We start from the raw sequence: 21,270 nt of genomic DNA on the forward strand, positions 1-21,270 counted from the left end.
TGCGCCTTTTCCGCAGTGGCTGCGCTCCTATTTTTGCGCAAAAGGCGCACAAGGCAAGCCGTCCCTGAGCACGGCGTTAGAGTTTGATCAGGTATGGAAAGAATCCAATCCATTGAAGATCTCTTTCAAAACTTTGCGCCTGTCTCAAATCGCGTAAAAAGTATTTGGGTTCAGAATTCTCAGCGATACGATTCCTCTGAGGATTTAGTTGTTTCCTTTTTTGAATGTCTTGGTGAGCAGATGATTCAGTGGTTGGATCAAGGCGATACATCTGATTTTCAAAAAATATTTGCAGCAATGGATCGTGTGCTGACGAATGGTGACGCAGATTTTAGAGAAAAATGTGTTACTTGTTTTATTGATAGCATTGGTGGTAAGAACAGCGATTCAAAGTGGTACGGGCAGTCTTTTAGAGAATACTGGTCACCTACATTTGTGAAATGGGTTGTAATTTACGAGAGGTGGTGTCACGGAGAGGATGTGGATTTTAATCAATCACTTGAGCCAAGACATAACTAAGTGCCAATTAACTCTAACAATCACAGGCAGTATGCTATGGCCCTTCGGGCCTCCGCGGGACGGCTTACCTTGTGCGCCTTTTGCGCAGATCGCTGCGCTCCCATTTTTGCGCAAAACGCGCACAAGGCAAGCTGCCCCTGCCGGCGGCGTTAGGCATCCGAGTTACCCACAGAAAGTAGACACCTCACTACTATCAAACGAGGGTCTAACTATGAAGAAAAAAACGAAGAACAAGTACGGCCATTATCCTGAAGACTTCAGAAGAGAAGCGGTTCGTCGCTCTGATGATCCAAACACTAGTGCCGCCGAAGTTGCTAGGGAGCTCGGGATCCATCCCGGTCAGATCTACAACTGGCGACGGCAGTATAAGCGTTTGTCTGAAAAGCAGTTCAATAGCTTGAATGGGGTGGATTACAGCATGGAAGAACGTGAAGAAGTCCGCAAGCTACGACGGGAGATATCAGATCTCAAAGAAGAGAATGAGTTTTTAAAAATGGCGACGGCGTACTTCTCCAAAGAGAAGTGGTGAAGTACGCCTATGTCGAATCGAACAAGGAAGAGTATTCGATAGCAAAGATGTGCCGCTGGCTATCAGTAAGCCGTTCAGGTTACTACAAGTGGTTGAATCGCACTCCCAGTGCGAGAGCGCAAAGAAAGCTGCTGGTAGAGAAGGCCGTAGTAACTGTTTTTAAGCAGTTTAAGGAGCGCTACGGGGCACCTCGCCTGGTTGTAGAGCTGAATGAGGCAGGGATCCCTTGTAGTGCCAATCATGTTGCGCAGTTGCTGGCAAAGAACGGCTTGAAAGCCAGGAATGGTAAGGGCTACAAGTACTTTCCAAGCCCCAATGCCAGCAACTACGTAAGTGATAACTTGTTGGCTAGAGATTTCACCGCGAGTAAGCCTAATGAAAAGTGGGTATCTGATATTACCTACATCAAAATAGAGAAGGGATTTGTCTATCTGGCGGTTATCATGGACCTGTTCTCGCGCAAGATTATTGGGTGGTCACTGGATGCGACTATGACCAACCAATTAATAATGGATGCTTTCGAGATGGCGGTCGCCAGTCGTAAGGTAGAACCAGGGTTGATACTTCATTCGGATCGTGGTGTTCAATATCGGTCAGGAGAGTACCAGAGGCTGCTTCTGACTGAAGGCATTCAGCCGAGTATGAGCCGCAAGGGTAATTGCTGGGACAACGCAGCAATGGAGCCCTTCTTTGGGAGGATGAAGGTTGAGTCTATCTATGCGGAAAACCTGGCCAACAAGCAGGAAGCGCTTTCCTGTGTGTTTGAATACATAGAAATGTTTTACAACTCGGTGCGTAGACACTCGGCGAACGACCAGGTAAGTCCGAATGCATTTGAAGGAGCGTATTATGAAAATTGCGCCTAGAAAATTGTCTACTTTTGGTGGGTAAGATCAGCCCCTGCCGGTGGCGTTATGAGCTTCCATGATGTGATGGTTCGCAGTACTATTATGTACTACATGTGAATACGTCGGAGGATGTGTCATGAGCTTGACCAGTATTCGCCTCAATAATGAGGTCGAAATCCCGCTTGAAAATCTCTCAAAGAAGCTTGATAGAAGTAAAAATTATCTTATAAATCAAGCAATTAGGGAATTTATTGCACGCCAGGAAATGGAAGAGACTCTCTGGTCAGATACCTTGGAGGCTCTTGATTCTATCAAGTCCGGTAAGGCGGTTAGCGCCCAAGAGGTAGAATCCTGGCTACAGAGCTGGGGCGGCCCAAATGAAAAGGCGCCACCTAAACCATGATTTTGCAGTATTCACCGGAGTCTATTGCTGATCTTACCCGCCTTAGAGAGTTTATTGCTGAGAAAAATCCAATTGCGGCGCAGCGTATAGCTGGTGAGCTTTTGGAGGGCATCAAGAAACTTGAAGACTTTCCTCAAATTGGTATTCCAGTTTCTCGTGCGCCTGACCCTGATAAAATTCGAGACCTGTATATCGGAAAATACGTGGTCCGCTATCTGGTTACTGTAGATGCCATTTACATATTGAGGCTCTGGCATACCAAGGAAGCGAGCCGCGGCTCATAACAAAGCACTGCAGGCCGACGGCCAACTTTTTGCACTTTATGCGCGGTCGCTGCGCTCCCATTATTGCGCATAAAGCGCCCAAAATTGTCCGCGGTTGAGCGGGGTGTTAGACCGACGCGGACGGGTGAAGCCAATGAAAGACCTCATGCTCTTCCTCCTTGTAATGACGCTATGCACGGGCGTGTCGGCTGAGCAGCATCAACGTCCTAGGAATGTTGCATCACAAGATATTCCCGCCTTCGTCGAACGCCTTGATTCCCTCCGGCAAGCTGCCAACATCCCGGGATTGTCCGTAGCCGTTGTGAAGGGTCAAACGATCGCTCTCGCACTGGGCTTGGGCTACGCTGACGTCGAACACCATATTCCTGCTACTGCCGAAACCCCGTACAACATCGCCTCGGTCGCGAAGCCGATCTCCGCTGTCGTTACCCTCCGGCTCGTCGAGGAGGGAGTACTTGACCTCGATCGACCGATTGTGGACTACAGCGAATGGGCAGAGTTCTGCACCGAGTTCAGTCGGCAACCGTCGATATTTGCCAGAGGCCTCCGCTGCCAGCCCCCGATCCACACACTTCGACACCTGCTCTCTCATACCGCTACAGGGACGCCCGGCAACCAGTTCTCCTACAACCCCGTGCTGTACTCCTGGGCGTCGCGGCCCATCATGGCGGCCGCTGATACATCCTTCTCGGCCCTCGTCGAGCGGTATGTATTTGCGCCTGCTGGTATGACAAGATCGGCCCGGATTAATCGGGATTTGCCCCTGCGTGAGGATTTGGCAAAGCTCCTGGCCCCGCCCTATCGAGTCGGGACCACCGGGGCAGTCGAACGTGCCCCAGCGCCGCCACCCCAGGGGGACGGCGCCGCGGGCGGCGTAATCACGACGGTCCTCGCTCTTGCGATGTTCGACGTCGCACTAGATCAGGGGGTGCTGATATCGGCAAGGTCCCGGGCTGCAATGATAGCCCCGATGCAATCGAGCAACGGTGAGGCGCTTCCGTACGGCCTTGGTTGGTTTGTACAGGAATACCGGGGGCACACCCTCGTTTGGCACTCGGGATGGTGGGAGGACGCTTACTCCGCGCTGTATTTGAAGATCCCATCCCTGGACCTCACCTTCATTGTATTCGCGAACAGTGAAGGTGTCTGGTGGGACAACCCACTTGACCGCGCAGAGGTTCAGCGTTCCGAATTCGCCCAGGCGTTTCTTCAGACGTTCGTAGATGACTAACCGCACCTTGTGTGGCCCACTTGCGCCGCTTAGTATCAAGTTTAGGCAATCGGATGCAGCAAAGCTGCGCCCTTGCTAAAAGAGTTATACGCAAACGGAATTGGAGAATGTGGTTAATTTTCTTTGTGCTGGTGACAGTGTCTTGGACTATTAACACGATCGTAGTTCTGAAGCTAAAAGAACGCTGCCCTAAAGCATATAAAGATGCGGGTAGCCCTCCGTTACTATGGAAAGGTTTTGCACAGCAATCTTTCAGTCTCGGGTTTATAGGTCTAGGTCTATATAAAGAATATGATCTGGACTCAAATACTCTTATGTGGTGTAACTTCTATCGCTATTTAAACTGGTTAGTTCTAGGTGCTTTGGCTGCCACCTTATGTTGGTGGGTTCTAAGCTAATGAATGCGTATAACAAGCCGCAGCAATCGCTCCGGAACCTAACCCGCTTTTGCACACACCTCCATCTAACTGAATTGGAGGTGTCAAATGGCACGAAGAAAGCACTACAATCGCTACGACGATGATTTTAAATCAACGGCAGTCTCGCTATCTGAGATCCCTGGCGTGTTCGCCAAGCACGTGGCTGAAGCTCTCGATATCCATGAGTTAATGTTTTATCTTGGCGCATGGAGGTGCGACGGGGACAGTTCATGGCGAAAAAGAAAAACATACAATAGATCCTGAGCTCAAATCAGAGTTGAAACGTCTCAGGAAGCTGGAACGCGCGCATAACCTGTTCCAGGAAGAGCATGCCCTTTTAAAAAAAGCCATCCAATTCTCTTTACAACAAAAAGGGAAATCTTCGAATTCATAGGTCAGCATCGGGGTAAGCACAGCATTGCTATGATGTGCCGACTCTACGGTGTTACCCGTGACGGGTACAACTTCTGGCGTCGCCGCGGTGCATCCGACCGAGATCGAGAGGACAGCGAGCTATATTTAGGGTATCAAGCTGACGCGCCCGAATCAGATCTGGGTGTGTGATGTTACTTATATATAGCTCAAGGATGGTAGCTGGCAGTACTTATCAGTAATCATGGATCGCTACAGCAGAAAGATTGTTTCTTGGTCGCCGAGTAATCGCAGAGATGTTTCTCTGACGCTATCCAGTATCGTTAGGGCTGTATGCAACCGCGGACAGCGCCCGGAACTGATCTTTCACTCTGACTGTGGCAGTGAGTACCTGTCAGGTCAATACCGCAAGCGGTTGCGGCGGTATGGAATCAATCAGAGTATGAATCGTTTCAAGAATACGAATGACAATTCCTTGATGGAGTTGTTTTTCCATCAGTTGAAGACTGAGCGAATTAAGTGACAGGTTTTGGAGTCCGCTAAACAGTTACCGAATATATGCGTTACTACAACGCGCAGCGATCACATTCTTCTATTGGATATGTTTCACCGCAGGAATTTGAGTGTAAAATCAATCGCTAACAATATTGAGTGTGAAAAAGCGGGTTAAGTCCCCTTCGCATTGCGAGGCAAACACAAGGTGCAAGGGCAGATGTTCTATCTGGTGCACAACGTTGAGAAGTTGATGGATTACAGGGCCATCCACTGATCAGCATGTATGTCCGCTCTTGTGGCGGTCAAATATCCCAAATCTGCGAATAAGCGTGATTATGGTAAAGCTTCCTGGTTGAATCGTGATCAAGTGAAATTAATCTGAAAGGGCCGAAAGTAGGCGACGATGGATATCGTTTTCTACAGTCTCGTTAACTGTCAGAAGGAATTGACCTCATGAGAACCGTCTTGTTTTTACTGATATTGGCATTTTCATTCTCTGCAACCGCTGATCCAAGTAGTGATTTTGAGAAGCTAAAGTCTCTAGTTGGGGAGTGGAAAAAAGAGGGAAGTGATGGCAGTGATTTCTATATTTTATTCCAAAGTAGCGCTAATGGTAGTGTTCTTATGGAAAACTGGATTTATAAGGGTACTTCGCATTCCTTCACTGTGTACCACCTAGATGGAGAGAGCTTGCTTGCTACACATTATTGCCCGCAAGGAAATCAGCCTAGACTGAAACTCAAAAAATCGAGTGATGCAACTAGTATTTCCTTCGAATTTCAGGATGCTACAAACCTTAAAAGCCTGAACGATAGTCACCAGCACTCGCTTTCTTTTGAGTTTTTAGATAACAATACAATTTTAAGAAATGAGAGCTACAGTAAAGCCGGTAAGCTAACCCCGACAAGCCTGAATCTAGTCAGGCAGTGAGGCCATGCAACGCAATCAGGGTGTTACGGCCCTTCGAGCGCGCAGAAGACCCGACGCCGTCCTTGTTTTGTTTAGATTGCCGAGTTCTTTGCTTCCTATAAAATGTGCATAGCATTGGTCGTCCCTGTTGAGGAAGTTAACAGTCAATCAGTACATTAACCGGATTTTAAAAATAACCAAAAGTAAAAAGGGAACTTTAAAATGGAAATCGGCATGATCACTGGTATTGCTGTTGGGCCGGGTCGGTTTTGGTATGGCGCTCGGGGTAGTGCTTGGTGCTGTATGGACAAGGCGAGTAAATAGCGATATCTGATAACTAGGTCGGGCAGTTTTTCCGGACTTTCCATCCTCTGCCGGGTAGCTTACTTTATACGCATATTGCGTGTTTCATTGCGTTCCCATTTTCGCGATAAGCGCACTCAAGGGAGGCTACCTATGCTATCGGTGTTAGACCGCTCGAAAAAGTACTGTCATTTATTCAAAAGTTAACATAGGAGGTTAACATGAAACGAGTTACGGGCATTGGCGGTATTTTCTTTAAAGCAAAGGATACCCCTGCACTGCTGGCGTGGTACAAACGTCATCTAGGCATAGATGTCCAGCAGTGGGGGGGCACCGCGTTCAACTGGATAGACTCCGAAGGCAATCCTACAGGCGGATCTACCGTGTGGTCGATTGGTCCAGATGAAGGTGACCAGTTTGACCCCAGTAATGCCTCGTTTATGGTCAACTACCGTGTTGAAGACCTTTACGCTTTGGTCGCCGTACTAAAACAGGAAGGTTGCAATGTACTTGAAAAGATCGATGACTCTGAGTACGGAAAGTTTGCCTGGGTAATCGATCCTGAGGGAAACAAGGTGGAGTTGTGGCAACCACCTGCGGGTCAATGACGTAACTCAACGCTTGGCGTCGAAGCCCGTAGCCTAATATGGTACTGCTGAGGAATGGTGATACTCCTACTGGCTGAGGGTAGCTATCCGAGTTGCGGAATAAATTAGAGCGTAAGGAATTATGTGACACTCAGCTCGTATTTTTTGAGGAAAAGGCACAGGCAGCAAGTCGCCCCGGTGTATTGGTTCTTCCATACCGGGGCCTCCGGATCTATAAATTTCGGGATCTTTAATCAAAACTCTGGATTGATACTGCAGGTCAGTCGGTCAGTCGGACGGTAGGGAGCGCGAGAGTGCTCTCGTTTACTACTAAGCAATAAATGAAGGTGTAATAAATACGTTTGATAGGCTAAATTCCGAGACAATTTGAATGTATAGCCGTGACTTGGTGCCGGTATCGGGGTAACAGGGTGACGATTAGTGAAAAATTATGTATTGATATAACCCTATGAGCAAAAATGCAAACGATATTTACGCAATTTATGTTTGTCTGGGGATTTCCATAGGGCTAGCTCTGGGAGTTTCAATGGGCGTAGCACTTGGAGTGTACATTCAGGATGTGAGTGTGGGAATAAGTTGCGGGATTGCAGTGGGCGGAGGTCTAGGTACGTTCATAGGAACTATTTTAGGCTTGTATAAGAGTAAAAAGTGAATCCAGTGCAAACGTTTTATTAAAGACGAGATGTAAGTCTATCGGCTTCGGCGTTGAACTTACCCCGTTCAAATTTTGTTTTTTATCTCGCCATCAATTAATACACGTCTGTATAACATTCGATGCCCAAGTTTGGGGGGTAGGGAGGGTGCTGTGATTTATAAAGGAAGTTGCCATTGTCAAAATGTTACTTTTGAAGTAGAGGCTCCAGAAGTCATTGAGGCTGATTATTGTAACTGTTCCATCTGTAAAAAATCTGGGTACTTACACCTCATTGTTCCCTTGAGTAAGTTTAAAATTCTGAAGGGAGAAAATATGCTTTCCAAATATACATTTAATACAGGCGTTGCTAAACACACATTTTGCAAAGTGTGCGGAATTAAGCCGTTTTACATTCCACGATCTAACCCCGATGGAATAGATGTTAATGTTAATTGTTTGGATACGGAGGGTGTCGTAGTAAAAATTTCAGAGTTTGATGGCCAGAATTGGGAGAGGAATGTTCATAAAGTTGCTCATAAAAGCAAAGAAATTTGACAGAATTTTGGGGTCAATCGGATCTCAGCTGAGATTTGCGTTCTTGGTGGATTGATTGTCAACCAATTAAGTTAAGATTTACGGCGACCGGAAAGCGCTAATTTTAACGAGTTAGCAAGAAAGGGCTCGGAGAGGGGGTTCCCTTGTAATCCGATTGCGAAAATTCTTGGGGGCTTAGGGCTGATAAGGTCCGATAATTTGTTTCTAGTGTGTGACATCTCCAGGTGGGGAAATTCGAGTGTGAATCAACTTTACAGTTAGTTACTGTTAATTCCTTCGATAGCAAGTTACTGGGGGTTAAATTTATTTAGGTGAGATTATGGGTGAAAAGTTTACGAAGGCATCCGGTCAGTGCCTGTGTGGAGCTATCCAGTTTGAAATTGATGGAAGTATATCTTCATTTCATATTTGTTACTGCTCCAGATGTCGGCATTCTACCGGTTCGGCTCATGCTTCAAATTTTTTCACTAAGCCTGAAAATATTTTATGGATATCAGGTTTGGACTTCATTCGACGGTTTGAACTCCGGGCCGCAAAAAGTTGGGCAAAGCAGTTTTGTAAAGTATAAGGGTCAGGTGTGCCATATGTGAATCTTGCGGGCACTTTTTTGGTGGTTCCAGCAGGGAGCCTGAACGAAAATATGGAAATTTCACCTGACGATAGAATATTTTGTGAGGATAGGGCAGGTTGGGTTGAGCGTATCCCGGAAAGCCCGGAGTTTCCAGCATTGCCCGATAAGTTTTAATTGCCGTTGCCGGATTTCACGGATGAATGCGGGTTTAGCGATCTGCGATTGCACAGCTGAATATTTCAGCTAACACGAGCGGGTGGGGTTTGCGCCTTTAATTCCAAATTATGGCCGCATCCTTAATGACAATCTGGGATTTTCTCCTTAGAGCATAATATGATCGAAAAAATCAAGAGAAATGAAATTGTGCATGAAGAGTTGCCTCAGGAGCATGCTGATCCTTTAGTTAGCGTACTTCACCGAATTATTCGGGTGGCGATAAAAGCATTAGCAATAATGATGGTTTTGATCATTCTCTGGGGGGTTGCAGATGTACTTTTTGTTGTATATCAACGTCTCATGGTTTCGCCAAAGTTTTTATTGAGCGTAAGTGATATTTTTGATGTGTTTGGTGGGTTTATGGTGGTTCTTATCGCCGTTGAAATATTTATCAATATCAGGTTGTACCTTGGAACCAATGTGTTGCCTATTCAACTTGTTATTGCCACTGCGCTGATGGCCATTGCCCGTAAAGTAATTATTTTGGATTTTTCTGATATTACCCCGGACTATATTTTTAGTGTTGCGGCTGTTGTATTCGCACTGGGTGTGTCTTACTGGCTTGTATCCAAAAAAATCTAAGAAAACCTACAAGCCCAAAGCGTTGCGACGTATATTACGTCATAGCGATGAAACACCTACATCCGATTTCACTGGAGATACATGTGATATTCAAAAATATTTTAAGGCGTACGACCATTTTTTGTACCCTCCTTGCATTCCAGCAAGCCACAGCATTGACGCATATTGCCGCGGATCGCCTGATTGACGTTGAGCGAGGCGAGGTGATTGATTCACCGGTGGTTGCTATTGATGGCAATCGCATTGTCTCTGTTCAGGCTGGTGGCGAGGTGCCGGATGATGCGATCAGGCTGACCGGTAGCACGCTGATTCCTGGTTTGATGGATATGCATGTGCATCTCACGGGAGATGCTCATACCCATGGATACCGCAGACTGGCGATTTCCAATGTACGTTCGGCGTTGACCGGCGCCAGGAATGCCCGTATTTCCCTGGAGTCCGGTTTTACCACCATGCGGAATCTCGGTGCTGCCGGGTACGCTGATATTGCTCTGCGTGACGCGATTAATGCCGGGGATATTCCCGGGCCGCGTATTTTTGTTTCTGGTCCAGCGATTGGAATTACCGGCGGTCACTGTGATAACAATCTGCTGCCGGCGGAGTATGCTGCAGTAGGTGGCGGGGTGGCCGATGGCCCCTGGGCGGTGCGCGCCAAGGTTAGGGAGAATCTCAAATACGGTGCTGATTTGATCAAGCTTTGCGCTACTGGTGGTGTGATGTCCAAGGGTACTGAGCCAGGAGCGCAGCAGTTGGCGCTGGAGGAGATGCAGGCTGCGGTGACCGAGGCACACAATCGGGGAGTAATTGTCGCTGCTCATGCTCATGGAACTGAGGGTATCAAGGCTGCGATTCTCGCCGGAGTGGATTCTGTAGAGCACGCAAGCTTTCTGGATCGCGAAGCCATTCGCCTGGCGAAGAAACATGGAACCGTTCTGTCGATGGATGTCTACGTAACGGAATACATTCTATCGGAAGGTGAGAAGGCGGGTATCTTGCCTGAGAGTCTTGAAAAGGAGCGCCGGGTAGGCGGCCGACAGCGGGAAAGTTTCAGTGAAGCTGTGGAAGCCGGCGTAAAAATGGTATTTGGCTCTGATGCTGCTGTTTACCCTCATGGGCAAAATGCGCGGCAATTTTCTCGTATGGTGCAGTTTGGTATGACGCCGTTACAGGCATTGCAGGCGTCGACGATCAATGCGGCCAAATTATTGGGTAAGGAGAGAGATCTTGGCAGTATTGATGTGGGTAAGCTGGCCGATATCGTAGCTGTTCCGGGCAATCCTCTGGAGGATATTTCCGTTTTGGAGAAGGTCCAGTTTGTGATGAAGGATGGTGAAGTGTTTAAAAATAATACGGGAGTTTATTGACACAATTGGGCGTATCCGGGCCTGCTGCCCCGATGCCCGCGGTCTCAAGTGATTTTGCGGGTATCGGGTCACGGAGTTTTGCATTCTCCTGTCTAAACAATCAGCGCTAAACAAACCAGACAGGTTGAATATTCAGCGTATTGGGTGCTCGCTTGCCGAGTTATCCAGTACGTTTCCTGTTATCCGTTTTTTCACTGAGTTTTTCACGCGTTGAGCGGTTTCACCGATATCGACGCCGATTCCGTACATTGCTGGGACTAGTAGCAGTGTCACGAAAAACGCCACAAGCACACCAAAGGCCAGCGCCACCACGATCGGTTGCAAAAATGCTGCCTGGATACTCCGTTCCATCATCATTGGCAACAATCCTGCAATAGTGGTCAAGGTTGTTAGCAGGATAGGGCGGAAGCGCGTCACGCCGGCATCCACGATGGCCTGTAATGGTTTGACACCTTGTTCCCGCAGGCGGTTGCACTGGTCCATTAACACCAGGTTATCGTTCACCACCACGCCGGCAGCCGCGGCAATACCGAAATAGCTGAAAATGGCCATGGTCATGCCCATTACGCTGTGACCAAAAATTGCGCCGACAAAAGCAAACGGAATGGCGATCAGGATCAGTATCGGCTGAGAATAACTGCGGAAGGCAATCGCCAGCAGGCTGTACATGGCAAAGAAGGCCATGGTATAGAGCCCGAGTACCTCCTGGATAAAGCGTTTTTCTCCTTCGGCCTGGCCCACGGCGCCGCGGATAATCCCCGGGTAACGTTTTTCCCACTGCGGGAAAAAGTTATCTTCCAGGTCTTTCATGATGTCGCTGCGCACGTCGTCTTTCAGGTCGGCCATTACCCGGGCGGCGCGGTTACCATTCCAGCGTTGGATGCGCTTGATCCCGGGCGCGTATTCGAGCTCGGCTATTGCCAGTAAGGGGACTTCGTGTCCGTCGCTGGTGCGTACCCGGAAGTCTTTCAGGCTTTCGATGGTGCGGCGGGATTCTAACGGGTAGCGCACCATTACCTTCACATCCTGACCGGCGCGAGGCAGTCGCTGAACCTCTTCGCCGAAATACGCCTGACGCACCTGGCGGTTCACTTCTGCCAGTGTCAATCCAAGCTTGCTCGCGCCGGGTTTGAGGTCGATGCGGATTTCTTCTGAGGCGCCTTCAAGGTTATTGCGCACGTCGTAGAGGCTTTCATAGGTGCGCAGCTGGGTTTCCAGATCTGCCGTTGCGCGGCGTAAAACCTCCAGATCCGGGTGTCGGATGGAGAGTTCAAACCCAGGGCCGTTGTTATTGAAGGCATATTGCACCGAGACTTCCTTGGCATCAGGTACATCTCCAAGCAGTTCCCTTAAGCGCAGGGCGGCTTCCTTGGCTGACATTTCGCGTGCTTCAGGTGGAGTCAGCTGTACGATGGCCATAACGCTATCGCGACGAGAGCGGGTATACCAGTTCTCGATGAGCGCACCTTTACCCTGGCCCACATTACCCTGTTCTATCGTCTGTTGGTTTGCTTCTTCTTCCAGGCGTTTTTCTGCTTCTTGCAGCTGTGCCAGGATTTCCAGTGCGCGGCTGTAGGGGGCACCTTCGGGCATCACTACGTTGACAATAATTTGATCGGATTCGATCTCTGGCATAAAGCCTTTTTTCACCCAGCCACTGCCAAACATACCAAAGCCAATCATAAGTACCGCGATGAAAATGCTTACAGTCAGGTAGCGCTTTTCAACGGCCCACTGGCCGATGCGACGATAGTGGTTGTGGGCAAAATGGATAATGGAATCGGCAATTCGTTTCTGAATACGTCCGAAGCGACCGAGTTTGGTGCGCGGCTTCAGGTTGCTGAGGTGGGCGGGCAAGATCAGTAGCGACTCGATCAGGGAGAACAGCAGGGCAAGTATTACTACCCAGGTGATATGCCGGGTAAATTCACTGGTGGAACCACTGATAAAGATCCACGGCAAAAACGCAAGAATGGTTGTGGCTACGGCAAAGATGACTGGCTTGGCCACAAGCTGTGTACCAAGTATCGCTGCGTTTAATCCTCCTGCGGGATGCTGATGCTCCGGATTGTGGGATTCGGTATGAATACTTTCTCCCACCACAATGGCATCGTCCACCACAATACCAAGTACCAGGAGGAAAGCGAAGGTGGAGAGCATATTCAGGGAGACGCCCACGCTGGGCAGGAGTACGAAGGCACCGGCATAGGCTGTGGCGATACCGATGGCCACCCACAGGGCTACCTTCGGGCGCAAACTGAATACCAGCACCAGGAGTACCAGAAGCAACCCCTGAAACGCCGAGCTGCCGATGGTTTCCATGCGTCCCTTGAAGTCTTCCGCATTGTCGGTCCACAGGGTGAGTTTTGTTCCCACGGGCATGGTTTTACTGCGTTCATCTATCCATTTGCGAATCGAGTCGGAGGCGGTGACGATATCCATGGTTTCCGTGCTCATCACCTGCAGCAGTACCGCCGGTTCACCGTTCAGGGTGGCAAGAATCTCGTTATCTTCGAAGCCGTCTATCACGTTCGCGACATCGCCCACGCGAATGGTGCCGCCGTCGGCAGTCTGACGGACAATGATGTTGGCAAATTCCTGTTCGCTGTCCGCTTGTTTGCGAACTTTCAACTGGTAGCTGCCCACCTCAGTGCGCACGGTGCCTGCAGACTGGTTGATTGAACTGTTGCGAATGGCATTGGCCAATTCTTGGAAGGTCAAACCATAGCGCCGTAAAGCCTGCTCGCTGACTTCGATGGAGACTTCCTCCATCCTTGTGCCGAACAGCTCCACCACCGAGATGGCTGGCAGTGTGGCTACTTCGCGCCGCAGCTGTTCTGCCAATCGTTTGAGTTCCCGCTCGCCTACATCGCCGTGTACCGCTACACGAATAAATTCTTGGCGATTTACCCATTGGTGGACCTGGGGCGGTTCTATGTCGCGGGGAAATGATGAAATACCATCTACGCGGATCTTTACATCGTTCATGAAGCGGGAGAAATCCACGGAGGTTTCCGCCAGGATATACACCTCACCCATGCCTTCGGACGAGGTGGAACGCACCCAGTCGATATTGTCTAGATCGCTGACCGCTTCCTCGATGCGGGCGACGATTTGCTCTTCTACTTCCTGCGGCGCGGCGCCGGGCCAGGAGACGTGGATTTGAAGGCCGGGGAAGCGCACCTGCGGGTCCATTTCCCGTTCCATGCTGAGAAACCCGATGACGCCGGCAACTAGAATGCCGATCATCGCCAGATTGGCGGCTACCGTGTTGCGGGCCCACCATGCAATCAAGCTGTTCATTATTGATATTCCTTAACTTGCTGTTGCTTACCGGCGGGCCAGATGGGTAATGGGCTGAACGTCCATACCTTCAACTGGGTTGGTCAGGGTGGAAATCACTACACGTTCACCATCGGCAACACCAGAGGCGAGCATTGCGCGATGCTCAGACGTGGAGAGCACCTCCACGGTACGGATATTCAGTTGGTTGTTTGCATCCACCACATACACCTTGTCAGCGCTGCGCAAGGCTTCGCGAGGCACCACGATCGCCTGCCGCTGCTCAGTGGACTCCACTTCAGCGGTGACAAAAAGCCCCACAGCCAGGGGCACGCCGTTACTTGCGCCAGCGCCATACGGGTCTTCTACTTCCACTACGGCATAAATCAGGCGGGTCTGTTGATCGACGGTAGCCTGAGTGCGTACGATTTTGCCCTGCCAGTCTTGTGTCTGGGTGCCGACGAGGGCGGTAAGAGTGACGGCAGGGCCCGGGTGTTTGTTACTGGCGACAAAGCCCATTGGCAGATCCAATTCCAGCAACTGGCTGTCTGTCAGCGGCAGGCGTACTTCTACTCGGTCTGTGGCGAAAACCCGGCCCAGGGATGTGCCGGTAGTGACATACTGGCCGACACCTACGTTACGACTGACGACGCGGCCGCGATAGGGCAGGCGAATCTTGGTGCGGGAAAGGTTCAGCTCCGCGTCGGCGAGCTCTGCCTGTGCTGCACGCAGGTTGGCCTGGGCCTCCATTACCTGTGGTTTATTGACTTGCAGTGGGGTGGGGGTTTTGTTTGGGTTGAGATCGAGCCACTGCTGGCGCTTGATGGTAGCCGCGGCCTCGGCTTGCAGCAGCAGGACTTCCGCCTGTGCGACGCGGGCTTCGGCCTGTGCGACTTGAAGCTTGTAATCAGCGTCGTCCAGCTCGATCAGGGTTTCTCCTGCTTCAAATCCCGCGCCCTCGGCAAAGCGTTCGGCGATAGCGACAATGCGTCCGGAAATCTGTGGCGTGAGGTCGATCTGGGTGTGCGCTCGCACTTCGCCCTGGGTCGTAATACCGAGATTCACCAATTCCTTTCGGGCCTCAGAATACATGAGGGAAACCGGGCGTTGCTCCTGTTCTTTTTTTTCAGGGGCGGGTTTGGTGGCGGACATCCATTGCACGATGCCTATGCCTAATGCCAGTACAAGTAGTGGTGCGACGGCTTTCAGGATTTTATTGTTCATATGTCCAATCTTTTCAGATTTCAGGTTTACGCCGGGGGACCTCTGGAGCGGATTTATTGAATCACGATATCCAGAGGTTTAGCTGTTGGTAAAAGCCGGGTTGAGCTGAATCAGCGGCGAACGACTGTGCCAACTGATGAAAAGACTTGGTGAGCAGGGGGTATGGATGCAGTGGAAGGAATATTTTTTTACCTGGGATTATCAAGACGCCAGCAATCCCGATACCGACGCCTGGACCAATCGGTTAAATATCCGGATTCCAGCCGGCGAGAATCCGTTCACGGGTATAGATTGCCGCCTGATGTTCGGTGAGCTGCCGGCGCTTGTTATTGACTATGGCGCCGGGGCCGTGATTTTCGAATTCAAAGAAGCGTGACTCTTCTGGCGTGAATACGGTGGACTTGGTGCCATCGCGACTGGTGCCGCGCATGGAATCCCAGCCGTCGCGGGTAATGTGGTCGTCCATAAAGGATCGGATATACACCGCCGCGCCAATCGCGTCGGGATCCGCATAGCGGCCATCGGGGAAATCGGTGGTGGGGTGCCAGGGGCGGCCCAACGGGGTCGAATTGGTGGGCACGCCCTCAGCTTTCAACAGGCGGCAGTTGAGAAACACCAGCCCGAACTCGTTGCCGATATCAGTGCTGGGCGCGGTGACGTAACCGACGGTCTCCCGTGCGGTGCCGCGGGGGCGGGTAACGATATCGCTGTTTTCAAACAACGCCTGACCCGCACCGAAAATAAAGTCCACATTGCCTTCGACCACACTGTCGACAAAATAGCTGCGGCCGGCCTGTACGAACAGGGTGTCCTGGTAACCCAGAAGGCGCACATTGCGGAACGCGGTCCGGTCGCTGCTGAGACCGGTTTCCAGCGCCACTGCCTGGGTGCCATTGATCTTGTCGGTGTGGTCCTTGGGTAGCGCGTCAGTAGCGAGGAAGTCAAAACTGTTTTCGATGGTAAGGTTTTCCGCGCGGAAATCAGTCGCTTCTACCGTCAGGGTTGCGGTATCGAAGGTGCCCATTTTGGCCTCGGAGCCCGGCTCAGCGTCCACCGCTGGCATTCCCGCATAATCCCCGTAACTAATGATGGTGCTGTCGCGCCCGGCGCCGATCAGGTGAATATTGGGTTTGCTGACCAGCAGCTTTTCCCGGTAAGTGCCCTCGGGCAGATAAATCACGTAGGGCGTGGCGCTTGCTTCCGGCGCCGCTGCCAGTGCCGCAGCGATGGTGGGGTATATAGGGGCATTACCGGTTTTGGCGGAAGCGATACCGACTACCGCGTCATAATCTCGCTGGTCACCGTTCTGGGCGCAGGATGTGATTACAAGCAGTGCCAGCAGCCACAGGCCAGTTTTTTGCGCAAGGCTGGAAAAAGAGTGCTGGGGCGAATCGCTAAACCTCACTCCCAGGGTACGTATTGCGGGGATTATCGCCATGTGTACTGCTCCGTCTAATTATTGGTCAGGTCGCGTCTTGTTTGGGTCGGACTATTGGTCAGGCCATTCTAGCGCCAGCCCCGCGGAGCGCTCAACCGCGCAGGGACTATCTCCAGCCATTCCCCCAGCTACTCAAAAGCTACTCAAAGTACATTCAAATCTGCCCACTTAAGCCTCGCGCCCCTTATTTTGCGGGACTGCCTGAGGTAGAATGCGCGCCCGCTTTAACCGACAGAAGCCGACAGCTCTATGGAAATCAATCCGCTTCTCAACCAGATGAAAGACCTCGCAGAACGCACCGACGTTCTCAGGGGGTATCTTTGACTACGCTGGCAAGAAAGAACGCCTGACCGAAGTCGAACTGGAACTGGCTGAACCCAGTGTCTGGGACGACCCCGACCGCGCCCAGGATCTGGGTCGCGAACGCTCCTCCCTCGAAGCCGTAGTTAAAACCATCGAAGACCTCGACAGTGGCATCAACGACTGCCGCGATCTGCTGGATATGGCGGTGGAAGAGGGGGACGAAGACTCCGTAGCCGACGTCTCCGCCGAGCTGGAAGGTTTGCAGCAACAGCTGGAAACTCTCGAATTCCGCCGCATGTTTTCCGGTGAAACCGACCCCAATAACGCTTATCTGGACATCCAGGCTGGCTCCGGTGGTACCGAAGCTCAGGACTGGGCCGAAATGCTGCTGCGCATGTATCTGCGCTGGGGTGAAGCCCACGGCTTCAAAACCACCCTGGAAGAAGCTTCTGCAGGGGATGTTGCCGGCATCAAAAGTGCCACCATCCACTTCCAGGGCGAGTACGCCTACGGCTGGCTGCGCACCGAAACCGGCGTACACCGCCTGGTGCGGAAGTCCCCGTTTGACTCGGGTAATCGCCGGCACACGTCGTTCACCTCGGTGTTTGTCTCTCCGGAGATCGACGACAACATCGAGATCGAGGTGGACAAGTCCCAGGTGCGTGAAGACACCTACCGCGCATCGGGCGCCGGTGGCCAGCACGTCAACAAGACCGACTCTGCGGTGCGCCTGACCCACCTCGCCACCGGCATCGTGGTGGCGTGCCAGAGCGAACGCTCCCAGCACCAGAACCGCGATAAAGCGTGGAAAATGCTGCGGGCACGACTCTACGAACAGGAAATGCAGAAGCGCAATGCGGAAAAGCAGGCGCTGGAAGAAAGCAAGTCCGACATCGGCTGGGGCAGCCAGATCCGCTCCTACGTACTGGACGACCAGCGCATCAAAGACCTGCGTACCAGCGTTCAGACCAGCAACTGCCAGGCAGTGCTGGATGGGGACCTGGATCAGTTTATTGAGGCGAGCCTGAAGGCGGGCCTGTAATTCCGACGTGACGACGTCTGAAATTCACTTTAAATGACATGTGATAGATCATGAGCAACACACCAACTCAGCAAGACGAAAACAAACTGATCGCCGAGCGCCGTGCCAAACTCAGCGCTATGCGCGAGAAGGGTAACGCCTTCCCGAACAGCTTCCGCCGCGAGCAGCTCGCCGCCGACCTGCAAAAAGAGTTTGGTGAAAAAACCAAGGAAGAGTTGGAAACTGAAGGAAACAGTGCCTGCGTTGCCGGCCGTATTCTTGCCAAGCGCGGCCCCTTCCTGGTCATCCAGGACGTTTCCGGACGTATCCAGTTGTACGCCGACAAGGTTGCCCAGAAAGACATCAAAGAGCGCTGGGGAACCTGGGACATTGGCGACATCGTCGGTGTTAAAGGTGCTCTGCACAAATCCGGTAAAGGCGACCTCTATGTCAATTGCGAAGAGTACAGCCTGCTCACCAAAGCCCTGCGTCCGCTGCCGGAAAAATTTCACGGCATTGCTGACCAGGAAATGCGCTACCGTCAGCGCTATGTCGACCTGATCGCCACTCCGGAATCCCGCGATGTTTTCCGCATCCGCTCTGAAGTGATCAGCTACATTCGCAGCTTCCTGAATAACAACCAGTTCATGGAAGTGGAAACGCCCATGCTGCAGGTGATTCCTGGCGGCGCAACCGCGCGTCCGTTCATTACTCACCACAATGCACTCGATATCGACATGTACCTGCGTATTGCGCCGGAACTCTATCTGAAGCGTCTGGTGGTGGGCGGTTTTGAGCGTGTGTACGAAATCAACCGCAACTTCCGCAACGAAGGCCTGTCCACCCGCCACAATCCCGAGTTCACTATGCTCGAGTTTTACCAGGCGTACGCGGACTACAACGATCTGATGGATCTTACCGAGAATATGATTCGCGGTATCTGCACCGATGTTCTGGGCAGCACTACCGTTCAGTACCAGGACAGCAGCTACGATTTCGCCAAGCCGTTCGATCGTATCAGCGTGTTTGACTCCATCCTGAAGTACAACCCGGAACTGAAAGCGTCGGATATTGATACTCTGGAAGGTGCACGTGCCGTTGCTGAAAACCTGGAAATCCCTCTGAAAGATATCTGGGGCCTGGGCAAAGTACAGATCGAAATTTTCGAGAAAACGGTTGAGCACCGTCTCGATCAGCCGACCTTCATTACCGAGTATCCAACCGAAGTGTCACCGCTGGCGCGCCGCAACGACGACAATCCGTTCGTTACCGACCGCTTTGAGTTCTTTGTCGGTGGTCGCGAGATCGCTAATGGCTTCTCCGAGTTGAACGACGCGGAAGATCAGGCCGAGCGCTTCAAAGCGCAGGTGGCGGAAAAGGATGCGGGTGATGATGAAGCCATGCACTACGATGCCGACTATATCCGCGCGCTGGAGTATGGCTTGCCGCCCACCGCTGGTGAAGGTATCGGCATTGATCGCCTGGTGATGCTGTTGACCAATTCACCGTCGATTCGCGACGTGTTGTTGTTCCCGCATATGCGTCCTGAAGTGTCTGCGGAATAAATTTCCCGGAAAAAATGAAAAGGCGATGGCTTAGCGGCCATCGCCTTTTTTGTTTGCGTCTTACTACTTTAGTCGCGCCCTAGCCGCGAATCCCGAGAGGACCGGCTGGCAGGTAGATGGTTTCCGATCCTGAACTGCCGCGGCGCTGGATTTCTACTGGTACCGAGGTGCCCGGCGCTACCTGATACACCTGGGAGCGCAGGTCGCCCATATGGAATACCCGCTGGTTGTTGTAGCGGATAATCTTGTCGCCGGGACGCAGTCCCGCCTCATAGGCAGGGGTCGATTCCAGTAAATCGCCGATTTCCATTTCTGTGCGGCCGCCAAAGGCTTTCAGGTACAGGTCGAATTCTTCCTGGCTCAGTTCCTGTTCAAATACCCGCTGAGGGTTGCTGTAGGTGTGAATTTTTTCCTGTAGGGCCTTACCCCTGTCCGACTGTTTGTCTTCCAGGTGGTGGTATTCATAAGTGAATTGCATTTGCTCGTGTTGGATGCGTTCCTGCTGGTCGATGATGGCGGCGGCACGCTCGGGGCTGAAGCCCGCGTCGGTAAGCTGACGGATCTGGTTTTCCCGCATACGTGTGAAGCGGTTTTCATGCTGGGACGTTGCCTGCGTGCGGGATCGATGGCGGTCGATCTCGTTTCGCTCCCCGGCCATATCCAGCGCTGCGTTGCGGATTTCCCCGTGTTCAGGATCTGGCTCCAGGCGGCGGCTTAATTCATTTACCAGCTCCAGTAGCTGATGTTGAATTTTCAGGGTTTCGCTGAGGGTTTGCTCGAGGGTTTTTACCCTAGTGGTGAGGTCGGTGGCCGCGGGGTTGGATTCCGACGCAAACAATGATTGACCGGCTGTCCTGGTTTCCGTGTTGCTCCAGTGTGCAACCGCTGCCACCGCCAGAACAAGGGACAGTGCGGCGACAGGGAGGGCGTGTTTGTACAGGTTCATGGGGTGCCTTTCGACTTTGCCGGTAATCGCAAATTATAGAAGTACCAGGTGGTTCGGCAGCTCGTCCTTGATCACGGTGGCGGGCGCGGCCTCTTCAAGTAGCTCGCCGCATTTCTGCACACAGTGGACAAAAGCCTCATTGGTTTTGCCCTTTTTCACTTCGCGGATAAAGTTTTCTACGATTTCCTGCCAGTTCTCGTTGGTGATGTGTTCCGCGAGGCCGCGATCAGCGAGGATTTCCACGTAATGTTCGGCCACCGAGACAAAGATCAGCAGGCCAAGGCGGTCTTTGGTGCTGTGCAATTCGTTTTCCAGAAACTGTCGGCGGGCAAGATTGGCGGCTCGCCAGAATTTCACCCGTTTGGGTACCAGCAACATGGTCAAAGGGCGCCAGCGGAACAGGACTGCGAGCAGGATAAACAGGATCCACTGCAGGGTGAATGCCTGCTGATATTCGAGCCACCACGGCAGAAACTGCATTAGGGGGGCGAGCAGCAGGGACAGAAATGCCGCCCAAAGAGTGGAAATGTAAAGGTAGTTGTCGGACTCGCGGGCGAGAACTGTCACCACCTCGGCGTCGGTACGGGATTCCACGTCCTTGATGGTTTCGGAAAGGGTGCGTTTTTCACTGGCGTTCAGCATTTTGTAT

Annotated in this window: 20 protein-coding genes and 1 pseudogene; 16 read left to right on the forward strand and 5 right to left on the reverse strand. The window is 51.6% G+C overall.

Going from position 1 to position 21,270, the window contains the following annotated elements; translation table 11 throughout:
• Positions 1-93: 93 nt before the first annotated feature.
• The 14 genes and pseudogenes from PVT68_RS18235 (at position 94) to PVT68_RS18285 (ending at position 10,842) form a co-directional block, all read left to right on the forward strand.
• On the forward strand, positions 94-519 hold the full coding sequence (locus PVT68_RS18235; protein ID WP_280320500.1) for a DUF7674 family protein: 426 nt from the start codon (positions 94-96) through the stop codon (positions 517-519).
• Between the two features lie 211 nt (positions 520-730).
• Positions 731-1,048 (forward strand): transposase, encoded by a 318-nt coding sequence (locus PVT68_RS18240; RefSeq protein WP_280320501.1) that lies wholly within the window; start codon positions 731-733, stop codon positions 1,046-1,048.
• A complete protein-coding gene (locus tag PVT68_RS18245) occupies positions 1,045-1,914 on the forward strand; it encodes an IS3 family transposase (RefSeq protein ID WP_280320502.1) in 870 nt (289 codons plus the stop codon). Before PVT68_RS18240 ends, PVT68_RS18245 begins: the two co-directional genes overlap by 4 nt.
• Positions 1,915-2,032: 118 nt before the next feature.
• Positions 2,033-2,299, forward strand: coding sequence for a CopG family ribbon-helix-helix protein (locus tag PVT68_RS18250; RefSeq protein ID WP_166214682.1), 267 nt, complete (start codon positions 2,033-2,035; stop codon positions 2,297-2,299).
• Positions 2,296-2,583, forward strand: coding sequence for a type II toxin-antitoxin system RelE/ParE family toxin (locus tag PVT68_RS18255; protein WP_280320503.1), 288 nt, complete (start codon positions 2,296-2,298; stop codon positions 2,581-2,583). Before PVT68_RS18250 ends, PVT68_RS18255 begins: the two co-directional genes overlap by 4 nt.
• A gap of 133 nt (positions 2,584-2,716) precedes the next feature.
• Positions 2,717-3,814 (forward strand): serine hydrolase domain-containing protein, encoded by a 1,098-nt coding sequence (locus PVT68_RS18260; RefSeq protein ID WP_280320504.1) that lies wholly within the window; start codon positions 2,717-2,719, stop codon positions 3,812-3,814.
• A gap of 1,020 nt (positions 3,815-4,834) precedes the next feature.
• Positions 4,835-5,128 (forward strand): annotated as a pseudogene (locus PVT68_RS18455) (DDE-type integrase/transposase/recombinase); the annotation flags it as partial.
• 35 nt (positions 5,129-5,163) lie between these two features.
• On the forward strand, positions 5,164-5,247 hold the full coding sequence (locus PVT68_RS18460; protein ID WP_407666165.1) for a hypothetical protein: 84 nt from the start codon (positions 5,164-5,166) through the stop codon (positions 5,245-5,247).
• Between the two features lie 306 nt (positions 5,248-5,553).
• Positions 5,554-6,030: a hypothetical protein gene (locus PVT68_RS18265; protein ID WP_280320505.1), complete on the forward strand. Its 477-nt coding sequence runs from the start codon at positions 5,554-5,556 to the stop codon at positions 6,028-6,030.
• Positions 6,031-6,533: 503 nt separating this feature from the next.
• Positions 6,534-6,920 (forward strand): VOC family protein, encoded by a 387-nt coding sequence (locus PVT68_RS18270; RefSeq protein ID WP_280320506.1) that lies wholly within the window; start codon positions 6,534-6,536, stop codon positions 6,918-6,920.
• An 805-nt stretch (positions 6,921-7,725) separates the two neighbouring features.
• Positions 7,726-8,109 (forward strand): GFA family protein, encoded by a 384-nt coding sequence (locus PVT68_RS18275; RefSeq protein WP_280320507.1) that lies wholly within the window; start codon positions 7,726-7,728, stop codon positions 8,107-8,109.
• A gap of 319 nt (positions 8,110-8,428) precedes the next feature.
• Positions 8,429-8,677 (forward strand): GFA family protein, encoded by a 249-nt coding sequence (locus PVT68_RS18465; RefSeq protein ID WP_407666111.1) that lies wholly within the window; start codon positions 8,429-8,431, stop codon positions 8,675-8,677.
• A gap of 336 nt (positions 8,678-9,013) precedes the next feature.
• Positions 9,014-9,478: a phosphate-starvation-inducible PsiE family protein gene (locus tag PVT68_RS18280; RefSeq protein WP_280320508.1), complete on the forward strand. Its 465-nt coding sequence runs from the start codon at positions 9,014-9,016 to the stop codon at positions 9,476-9,478.
• 83 nt (positions 9,479-9,561) lie between these two features.
• Positions 9,562-10,842, forward strand: a complete 1,281-nt coding sequence (locus PVT68_RS18285; RefSeq protein ID WP_280320509.1) for a Xaa-Pro dipeptidase — start codon at positions 9,562-9,564, stop codon at positions 10,840-10,842.
• 132 nt (positions 10,843-10,974) lie between these two features.
• On the opposite strand, the gene PVT68_RS18290 is transcribed toward PVT68_RS18285, so the two are convergent.
• The 3 genes from PVT68_RS18290 to PVT68_RS18300 form a co-directional block, all read right to left on the reverse strand.
• Entirely contained in the window at positions 10,975-14,145 is a 3,171-nt protein-coding gene (locus tag PVT68_RS18290) for an efflux RND transporter permease subunit (protein ID WP_280320510.1), read from the reverse strand.
• 27 nt (positions 14,146-14,172) lie between these two features.
• The gene (locus PVT68_RS18295) at positions 14,173-15,348 is read right to left on the reverse strand and encodes an efflux RND transporter periplasmic adaptor subunit (RefSeq protein WP_280320511.1); all 1,176 of its coding nucleotides are present in this window, start codon (positions 15,346-15,348) and stop codon (positions 14,173-14,175) included.
• A 244-nt stretch (positions 15,349-15,592) separates the two neighbouring features.
• On the reverse strand, positions 15,593-16,786 hold the full coding sequence (locus PVT68_RS18300) for a pectinesterase family protein (protein WP_280320512.1): 1,194 nt from the start codon (positions 16,784-16,786) through the stop codon (positions 15,593-15,595).
• Between the two features lie 249 nt (positions 16,787-17,035).
• Here PVT68_RS18300 and prfB point away from each other — a divergent pair.
• Together prfB and lysS are read left to right on the forward strand one after the other, a co-directional pair.
• Positions 17,036-18,131, forward strand: a protein-coding gene (gene prfB / locus PVT68_RS18305) for a peptide chain release factor 2 (RefSeq protein ID WP_280320513.1) whose coding sequence is annotated in 2 segments (ribosomal slippage) — positions 17,036-17,107 and positions 17,109-18,131 — 1,095 coding nt in all. Because the reading frame shifts where the segments join, the coding sequence is not laid out codon by codon here.
• A 50-nt stretch (positions 18,132-18,181) separates the two neighbouring features.
• Positions 18,182-19,675: a lysine--tRNA ligase gene (lysS, locus tag PVT68_RS18310; RefSeq protein ID WP_280320514.1), complete on the forward strand. Its 1,494-nt coding sequence runs from the start codon at positions 18,182-18,184 to the stop codon at positions 19,673-19,675.
• 79 nt (positions 19,676-19,754) lie between these two features.
• Here the strand turns inward: lysS and PVT68_RS18315 are convergent, their stop codons facing one another.
• Both PVT68_RS18315 and PVT68_RS18320 read right to left on the reverse strand, forming a co-directional pair.
• Positions 19,755-20,621: a PDZ domain-containing protein gene (locus PVT68_RS18315; protein WP_280320515.1), complete on the reverse strand. Its 867-nt coding sequence runs from the start codon at positions 20,619-20,621 to the stop codon at positions 19,755-19,757.
• A gap of 33 nt (positions 20,622-20,654) precedes the next feature.
• Complete coding sequence (locus PVT68_RS18320) at positions 20,655-21,263, reverse strand: TPM domain-containing protein (RefSeq protein ID WP_280320516.1); 609 nt, start codon at positions 21,261-21,263, stop codon at positions 20,655-20,657.
• Positions 21,264-21,270: the final 7 nt, after the last annotated feature.

The organism is Microbulbifer bruguierae (assembly GCF_029869925.1).
Classification (GTDB): Bacteria; Pseudomonadota; Gammaproteobacteria; order Pseudomonadales; family Cellvibrionaceae; genus Microbulbifer; species Microbulbifer bruguierae.

Excerpts from the sequence above, each read along its gene's own strand:
- PVT68_RS18235 (WP_280320500.1), top strand. The coding sequence starts at position 94 with ATGGAAAGAATCCAATCCATTGAAGATCTCTTTCAAAACTTTGCGCCT.
- PVT68_RS18240 (WP_280320501.1), top strand. The coding sequence starts at position 731 with ATGAAGAAAAAAACGAAGAACAAGTACGGCCATTATCCTGAAGACTTC.
- PVT68_RS18250 (WP_166214682.1), top strand. The coding sequence starts at position 2,033 with ATGAGCTTGACCAGTATTCGCCTCAATAATGAGGTCGAAATCCCGCTT.
- PVT68_RS18255 (WP_280320503.1), top strand. The coding sequence starts at position 2,296 with ATGATTTTGCAGTATTCACCGGAGTCTATTGCTGATCTTACCCGCCTT.
- PVT68_RS18260 (WP_280320504.1), top strand. The coding sequence starts at position 2,717 with ATGAAAGACCTCATGCTCTTCCTCCTTGTAATGACGCTATGCACGGGC.
- PVT68_RS18460 (WP_407666165.1), top strand. The coding sequence starts at position 5,164 with ATGCGTTACTACAACGCGCAGCGATCACATTCTTCTATTGGATATGTT.
- PVT68_RS18265 (WP_280320505.1), top strand. The coding sequence starts at position 5,554 with ATGAGAACCGTCTTGTTTTTACTGATATTGGCATTTTCATTCTCTGCA.
- PVT68_RS18270 (WP_280320506.1), top strand. The coding sequence starts at position 6,534 with ATGAAACGAGTTACGGGCATTGGCGGTATTTTCTTTAAAGCAAAGGAT.
- PVT68_RS18465 (WP_407666111.1), top strand. The coding sequence starts at position 8,429 with ATGGGTGAAAAGTTTACGAAGGCATCCGGTCAGTGCCTGTGTGGAGCT.
- PVT68_RS18280 (WP_280320508.1), top strand. The coding sequence starts at position 9,014 with ATGATCGAAAAAATCAAGAGAAATGAAATTGTGCATGAAGAGTTGCCT.
- PVT68_RS18290 (WP_280320510.1), bottom strand. The coding sequence starts at position 14,145 with ATGAACAGCTTGATTGCATGGTGGGCCCGCAACACGGTAGCCGCCAAT.
- PVT68_RS18295 (WP_280320511.1), bottom strand. The coding sequence starts at position 15,348 with ATGAACAATAAAATCCTGAAAGCCGTCGCACCACTACTTGTACTGGCA.
- PVT68_RS18300 (WP_280320512.1), bottom strand. The coding sequence starts at position 16,786 with ATGGCGATAATCCCCGCAATACGTACCCTGGGAGTGAGGTTTAGCGAT.
- lysS (WP_280320514.1), top strand. The coding sequence starts at position 18,182 with ATGAGCAACACACCAACTCAGCAAGACGAAAACAAACTGATCGCCGAG.
- PVT68_RS18315 (WP_280320515.1), bottom strand. The coding sequence starts at position 20,621 with ATGAACCTGTACAAACACGCCCTCCCTGTCGCCGCACTGTCCCTTGTT.
- PVT68_RS18320 (WP_280320516.1), bottom strand. The coding sequence starts at position 21,263 with ATGCTGAACGCCAGTGAAAAACGCACCCTTTCCGAAACCATCAAGGAC.